The sequence below is a fragment of the Trinickia soli genome (assembly GCF_002879855.1).
In the GTDB taxonomy this organism is placed as follows: domain Bacteria; phylum Pseudomonadota; class Gammaproteobacteria; order Burkholderiales; family Burkholderiaceae; genus Trinickia; species Trinickia soli.
This window is the reverse complement of record NZ_PNYB01000050.1, coordinates 1-6,302: the sequence shown is the minus strand read 5'-3', so window position 1 is coordinate 6,302 and position 6,302 is coordinate 1. Positions and strand designations below refer to the sequence as shown.

Sequence of the window (6,302 nt, the reverse complement as noted above, 5' to 3'; positions counted from 1 at the left end):
GTCATGATTCGGCTCCTGTTGAAGAACGAGGCGGATTGCCTCATTCGCCAACATAAAGCCGCGTGACCGGCCTCTCCCTGACCTCCAGCGCCGGACCGTAGCCCCTACCGCGCGAGCGGTTTAGTCCACCGACCCAAATTTGCCGGTCGAGCGCGGAGCCTTGAGCGGCTGGTTTGGGAAGTCAACCGGCCGCGCATCGCAACCCGGATCAGAACTTATTTGCGGGCCAGTGGAAGCGCGGAAAGTTCGATACCGGCCATACAGCATCATCGACACCAGAGCGGCCAACCAACACTCGTGAACACCTCATTAAGCCAAGGCGCGAACCGCACCTGACACCCGTATGCTCGAGCCTGCTTCCGGGGGGATTTCCACATGGATGCGGCTCCGCATCCCCATGTCCTCGCCCTGAATGATGTCGACTGTGCCGTCCCTCAGCCACCCTGCATCCCGTAGGTAGCCAGCCAAGGCCGCTGCTGCCGCTCCGGTCGCGGGGTCTTCGTACACACCGCCCGCCGCGAAGGGATTGCGAGCGTGAAACAGCCGTTGATGCTCTGCGTGCACCAGCGCGATCGTCGTAAAGCCGTGAGTAAGCATCAATTCGCGGCCAACATTAAGGTCATAGTGCATTTCAGACAGACGGGCACGCTCGGCGAGTGCCAGGACGAGGTGCTTTGCACCACCTTGAGCAATCGCAGGGGGCAGGCGCGGATCAAGGTCGCCTTGCGTATAGCCAAACAGTGCCAGCGCATCGCGTACCAGATCAGGCGGTGCCGGCTCACTGTGGGTCGACGGCGAATGTAAGGCTGCGACCAATGCTGCACCGTCACGACGCCCTTCGACCGTTATTTCCGCCTTGTTGAGGCGCAGGTGAAACAGCCCGTCTCCTTCACGCCGAGCAAGTGCAGCTCCCAGTGCGATGGTCGCATGTCCACAGAAGGGAACCTCGATTTCGGGTGCGAAATAGCGTACCCGCCAGGCACCGCTGAGCGGCGCCGCGAATGCCGTTTCGGAATAGCCAACCTCCGCTGCCGTTGCTTGCATGGTGGGAACATCCGGCAGCACCTCACAAATCACGACACCAGCGGGATTGCCACCGGCATTGCCATCAGCGAACGAGGCCAGTCGTTCGACAGTGAAAAGGCTGGACGGCGCAGCATGGTGTTCTGTCGTTGTCATTGTTCGTTACCAAGTGGTGAATGAATGCGTGGCGGATCGTTGAATCCGATTCCGAGCGATTTTCGCAACTTCGCATCCTCGGCACACGCGACGACACGAAGCTCAAATACGGGAAGCGCGGCGAGGATGCGGATATGAAGACGTTCAAGCCTGCAGGCCGAGCATTTGAAACCTTGGGCTCCGTGAGCCATGCCATCTCTCGGACTACCGGCCGCTTGGCGCTTTCTTATCATTGAAAACCGGCTCGACGACCGCCCTCAGGTTGCCACTGACACTCGAATGTCGGCACCAGAGCCCTGGCGACCGGCTGATGATGGTCGCACTGTGCCCCACAGCCGAGCACGAGGATCGTCTCGGGCTCATGCCTCATTCAAAAGGCATAAATCGACCGGTTGAATCCGCAACCCTGACGGGACGTTCGCGCGTATCGAATGACCGTCCGCAATGTGGTAACGATCAGCCCTTGAAGGGGGCGCGCGCGGTCTGGACTCGATTGCCGCCTTCAACCGCTTTCGACCAGTTGCATTACGATGTCCCTAGCCGAATTGAGATGCGCGATGGTCATCGAGCGGGCTCCACGCGCATTCCGTACGCGGCATGCCTGCAGAATGCTCTTGTGCTCGACTTGGAACGACGGTGTATCCACAAGCAACGTGTCTTGCAGGCGCTCATAGCGTTCGACTTGGCTGCGTAGTTCAGCAATCACCTTCAACTGACGTTCGTTACCGCAGCGCGAATACAGGAGCGCGTGGAATTCCCGGTTGAGTTCGCCCTGTCTTGCCGCCAAACTCGCATCGCCAAGCAGGCGATGGACGAGTTCGGCGCGCGCGACGGTCTCGTTGTCGAGTCGTTTCACGCTTCGATAGATTGCATCCCCTTCGAGCAGTGCCCGCAAGTCGTAGATTTCCTTCACGTCCGACGCTGTCAGCATATGTACGACGGCGCCGCGATTCCTGAAGGTATCCAACAGACCCTCGCGCTCCAGTTGCTGAATGGCCTCGCGCATCGGAATCCTGCTGATTCCGAACCTTTCGGCCAGGTTTCGTTCGACCAACCGGTCTCCGCCTTTCAACTCCCCGTCCATAATCATTTTCCGCAGCGACTCGGCTACCGTGTCCGCCGTGGAGTCGAATTTTGTATCCATGATCGAAGATCCGATGGCCTGGAATAATGGTATACCAAATTAGAATCCGGTGCCAAAATGGTCCGCAGTTCAGTGCGACAAGTGACGTCTTGCTGGTCCACTTTCGCTATTCAACGTTTCGTCTCGATGGAGAGCACAATGGCATACGGTGAACACAAATACCGCGTTTCCGTGCAATGGACGGGCAACCAAGGGAGCGGGACATCGGGATACCGCCTGTACAGCCGCGACCACATTATTCGCTCAGGTACCAAACCGGACATTTCCGGTTCGTCCGATGCCGCGTTTTACGGAGACTCGACACGTTGGAACCCCGAGGACCTGCTTTTGGCTTCGGCATCGGCTTGCCATAAGCTCTGGTACCTGCATTTGTGTGCCGACGCGGGCATCTGCGTCCTTGACTATGTCGATGACGCTGAAGGAACGATGATTGACAACCCCGAACAGGGACGATTCACGGAAATGGTCTTACACCCCCGGGTCATCATTCGCGCCGGCGATGACCGTGAGTTGGCCGCCAGTTTGCACCAAGAAGCTCACAAGAAGTGCTACGTGGCGAACTCTGTCAATTTCCCCATCCGCTGCGAACCCACCATCGAGTCAGCCAGCACCTGAGTGGCGATCGAAGCGGCGCTTCTGCGTTTGATATCGGACACTCATCGGCGGGTCGAAAATGACTGAAGGCGGTCGAAGGACTAAACCGCTCGCGCGGTAGGGGCTACGGTCCAACGCTGGAAGTCATGGAGAGGCCGGTCGCGCGGCTTTATGTTGGCGAATGAGGCAATCCGCCTCGTTCTTCAGCAGGAGTCCCATCATGACCTCCTCACAGTCAAACGTCAGTCCACTGCGTCAGCGCATGATTGACGACATGCGCATGCGCCAGCTTTCGCCCAAGACGCAGGCCAACTATCTGCGCATCGTGCGCGAGTTTGCCCGATACCTCGGGCGCTCACCTGATACCGCCACCGTCGAGGACCTGCGCCGCTACCAGCTCCATCTGGTCGACCACGGCACATCGGCCGTGTCGCTGAACCACGCGATCACCGGCCTGAAGTTCTTCTTCACAGTCACGCTCGACCGGCCCGAGCTGATGGTCAGAATGCATCCGGTGCGCGTGCCCCGCATATTGCCCGTCGTGCTCAGCCCCGATGAGGTCCGGCGCCTCATCGAGGCGGCCGGCAACCTGAAGCACCAGACCGCGCTGTCGGTCGCGTACGGCGCGGGGCTACGCGCCAGCGAAGTGGTCGCGCTGAAGGTCACCGACGTCGACAGCGAACGCATGACACTGCGCATCGAGCAAGGCAAGGGCCGCCGCGACCGCTATGCGATGCTCTCACCGGTGCTGCTCGAGCGTCTGCGTGCGTGGTGGCGCGTGGCGCGTGCGCAGGGCAAGATGCTCGATGGCGGGTGGCTGTTTCCCGGCCTCGATCCGCTCGATCAGTTGAGCACGCGGCAACTGAACCGCGCCACTCATGCCGCCGCCGAGGCGGCGCACATCGACAAGCGCGTGTCCATGCACACGCTTCGGCATAGCTTTGCGACACACCTGCTTGAACAGAAGGTGGACATCCGCGTGATCCAGGTGCTGCTCGGCCATGCGAAGCTCGAGAACACCGCGCTCTACCTCCAGGTCGCCACCGACCTGCTGCGCGAGGTCACCAGTCCGCTGGACCGGCTGCCCTCCGAGTAGGCCCGCGCGCTGTAGCGCCTCATGCTGGAGGTTGCGGACATCTTCCGCAGCCACGGGCCAGCGTGGCGGGCCACGACACACCTGAGCCTGGGGCAGCTGAACGTCATGTCAGCCATCGAACAGTGCCGCAGCGCGGCGCTGGGCGGACACGTGCTGCGCTGTTCAGGCTGCGCAAGGACAGAGGTGTCCTTCAACTCGTGCCGCAACCGGCATTGCCCGAAGTGCCAGGCCAGCGCAGCACACCGCTGGCTGGAGGCACGCCAGGCCGATCTGCTGCCCGTCGAATACTTCCACGTCGTCTTCACGCTGCCCGCGCCCGTCAGCGCCATCGCCTGGTACAACAAGCGGATCATCTACGGCCTGCTGCTCGACATCGCCTTTGAGACGCTGCGCACGATCGCCGCCGATCCCAAACACCTCCGCGCCCAGATCGGGGCCACGCTCGTACTGCATACCTGGGGCTCGGCCCTCACGCATCACCCACATGTGCACGGCATCGTGCCCGGTGGCGGGCTGTCGCCCGATGGTGAGCGCTGGATCGCCTGCCGGCCCGGCTTCTTCCTGCCGGTGCGCGTGCTCTCACGCCTGTTCCGCCGACGCTTCCTCGAAGCGCTCGAACTGGCCCACCGCAATCGCCAGCTACAGTTCTTCGGCGAGTACACCGGGCTCGCGGACCCCGCCACCTTTGCCCGGTGGCTGGCACCGCTGCGTACCTGCGAATGGGTGGTCTACGCCAAGCGCCCGTTCGCCGGACCGAAGGCGGTGCTCGAGTACCTCTCACGCTACACGCACCGCGTCGCCATCTCCAACCAGCGTCTGCTCGCCTTCGACGAGCGCGGCGTGACGTTCCGCTGGAAGGACTATCGCGCGAAGGGGCGCACCCGCTACAAGACCATGACGCTAGAGGCCAGCGAATTCATGCGCCGCTTCCTGCTCCATGTGCTGCCCGGTGGTTTCCATCGCATCCGTCACTACGGGCTGCTCGCCAACCCGGTCCGACGCGCCAGTCTCGCCAAGATGCGCGGCCTGCTGCACGTCGCACCCGCCATCGACCCGTCACCGGACACCACCATCGCTACCCGGCCCGTCTTCATCTGCCGCCACTGCGGCGCGCCGATGATCGTCATCCACGTGCTCGCGCGCAGCGCCCCAATCCGCGCACCCCCAACGCACCGGGAGCAGACATGAACTCCACGGTTCCCCGATATCCGAACCGACCGTCGGCTTTGCGGCAACGCGGCCCACGAGCGGACGTTTGCGCGTGTCACGTCACCACGCTCCTCGCACGGCCGCCTCGTCATCGCGATTACACGACGGCACCGCTTCGCTACCCTGTCAGCGCCCAGCCAGCATCCAACTCCGTCGAGTTGCACCCGACACGATCAAGCATCCCCGCCTATCAATCGCCATAGCCGCGAAATCTCCAACCGCATCGGGGCACTCCGCGGTTTCCTCCATCGGGCTTATTCGACGCCTGCCGACATGTGCAGAGGTATGCACATTCATGCACCCGATGGCAGGCATCGAATAAACCTTAACGAACACCGTCGGTGCGTATTCGATCGACAGCGCAATCGCTGCCGCGATGGTAGTCACTGAGCCGCGGTTCCTGGCGCCGTCTTCGCTTGCGAAACTCGGCACATCAGCGGTCGGCAACTTCCGCGAGATCTCATCTGAACGGACTCGACGGAAATCGCCCTCCCATGCGCTCGTGCGCTCCATTGACAGGCAGGCACTTAGGCGCCCTGCAACATCTACCCGAATTCCGCAAGCGTGACCGGCACCTTGTTTGGGGCGGCAGCGCAACGCCCCCCCCGAGCCGGGCGCGGGACGCAGCATCAACCGAAGCGTGGCTCGCCAACGACGCGAGCCATTTCAGTAGAATTCAGCCACAAAGCCGGAGGATATGAACGCTCCAGGCTGGAAATTGCATTCGCTCGAAGACGACCTGAAAGGGCATTGGTCAATTTGGGTCAACGGAAACTGGCGGCTGACCTTCACGTTCGAAGGTACGCACGCGATCCTGTTCGATTACCAGGACTATCATTAAGGTGATTGTTATGACGATGATGCACAATCCTGCGCACCCGGGCGAGGTGCTGCGGGAATGGATCCCTGAGGACATGACCGTGGGGCAGGCGGCGGAGGCGTTGCAGATCAATCGCGTTACGCTATCCAACGTGCTGAACGGCAAGTCGGGCGTGACGGCCAGTTTCGCGCTTAGGCTTGCTGCATGGCTCGGCACGTCGCCCGAGATGTGGGTCGGCATGCAGGCGCAATGGGATTTGT

Annotated in this window: 8 protein-coding genes; 6 read left to right on the top strand and 2 right to left on the bottom strand. The window is 61.6% G+C overall.

Annotated elements, in window-relative coordinates; all coding sequences use genetic code 11:
- Positions 1-309 precede the first annotated feature (309 nt).
- Positions 310-1,179, bottom strand: coding sequence for a PhzF family phenazine biosynthesis protein (locus C0Z19_RS27485; RefSeq protein WP_102612985.1), 870 nt, complete (start codon positions 1,177-1,179; stop codon positions 310-312).
- A 20-nt stretch (positions 1,180-1,199) separates the two neighbouring features.
- On the opposite strand from C0Z19_RS27485, the gene C0Z19_RS27480 reads away from it, so the two are divergent.
- Positions 1,200-1,415 carry a hypothetical protein gene (locus tag C0Z19_RS27480; RefSeq protein ID WP_102612984.1) on the top strand — a complete coding sequence of 72 codons (216 nt, stop codon included), beginning with the start codon at positions 1,200-1,202 and terminating at the stop codon, positions 1,413-1,415.
- Positions 1,416-1,681: 266 nt separating this feature from the next.
- On the opposite strand, the gene C0Z19_RS27475 is transcribed toward C0Z19_RS27480, so the two are convergent.
- Positions 1,682-2,323, bottom strand: coding sequence for a GntR family transcriptional regulator (locus C0Z19_RS27475; protein WP_102612983.1), 642 nt, complete (start codon positions 2,321-2,323; stop codon positions 1,682-1,684).
- A gap of 138 nt (positions 2,324-2,461) precedes the next feature.
- Here C0Z19_RS27475 and C0Z19_RS27470 point away from each other — a divergent pair, with 138 nt between their 5' ends.
- The 5 genes from C0Z19_RS27470 to C0Z19_RS27450 all read left to right on the top strand — a co-directional run.
- Positions 2,462-2,938: an OsmC family protein gene (locus C0Z19_RS27470; protein WP_102612986.1), complete on the top strand. Its 477-nt coding sequence runs from the start codon at positions 2,462-2,464 to the stop codon at positions 2,936-2,938.
- Between the two features lie 199 nt (positions 2,939-3,137).
- Complete coding sequence (locus C0Z19_RS27465; protein ID WP_102612982.1) at positions 3,138-4,013, top strand: tyrosine-type recombinase/integrase; 876 nt, start codon at positions 3,138-3,140, stop codon at positions 4,011-4,013.
- Positions 4,014-4,034: 21 nt separating this feature from the next.
- Positions 4,035-5,201 (top strand): IS91 family transposase, encoded by a 1,167-nt coding sequence (locus C0Z19_RS27460; RefSeq protein ID WP_102612981.1) that lies wholly within the window; start codon positions 4,035-4,037, stop codon positions 5,199-5,201.
- A 718-nt stretch (positions 5,202-5,919) separates the two neighbouring features.
- Positions 5,920-6,063 carry a type II toxin-antitoxin system RelE/ParE family toxin gene (locus tag C0Z19_RS27455; protein WP_102612980.1) on the top strand — a complete coding sequence of 48 codons (144 nt, stop codon included), beginning with the start codon at positions 5,920-5,922 and terminating at the stop codon, positions 6,061-6,063.
- A gap of 10 nt (positions 6,064-6,073) precedes the next feature.
- The coding region (locus C0Z19_RS27450; protein ID WP_102612979.1) for a HigA family addiction module antitoxin at positions 6,074-6,302 on the top strand (229 nt) is incomplete at its 3' end.

Excerpts from the sequence above, each read along its gene's own strand:
- C0Z19_RS27480 (WP_102612984.1), top strand. The coding sequence starts at position 1,200 with ATGAATGCGTGGCGGATCGTTGAATCCGATTCCGAGCGATTTTCGCAA.
- C0Z19_RS27470 (WP_102612986.1), top strand. The coding sequence starts at position 2,462 with ATGGCATACGGTGAACACAAATACCGCGTTTCCGTGCAATGGACGGGC.
- C0Z19_RS27460 (WP_102612981.1), top strand. The coding sequence starts at position 4,035 with ATGCTGGAGGTTGCGGACATCTTCCGCAGCCACGGGCCAGCGTGGCGG.
- C0Z19_RS27455 (WP_102612980.1), top strand. The coding sequence starts at position 5,920 with ATGAACGCTCCAGGCTGGAAATTGCATTCGCTCGAAGACGACCTGAAA.
- C0Z19_RS27475 (WP_102612983.1), bottom strand. The coding sequence starts at position 2,323 with ATGGATACAAAATTCGACTCCACGGCGGACACGGTAGCCGAGTCGCTG.
- C0Z19_RS27485 (WP_102612985.1), bottom strand. The coding sequence starts at position 1,179 with ATGACAACGACAGAACACCATGCTGCGCCGTCCAGCCTTTTCACTGTC.
- C0Z19_RS27465 (WP_102612982.1), top strand. The coding sequence starts at position 3,138 with ATGACCTCCTCACAGTCAAACGTCAGTCCACTGCGTCAGCGCATGATT.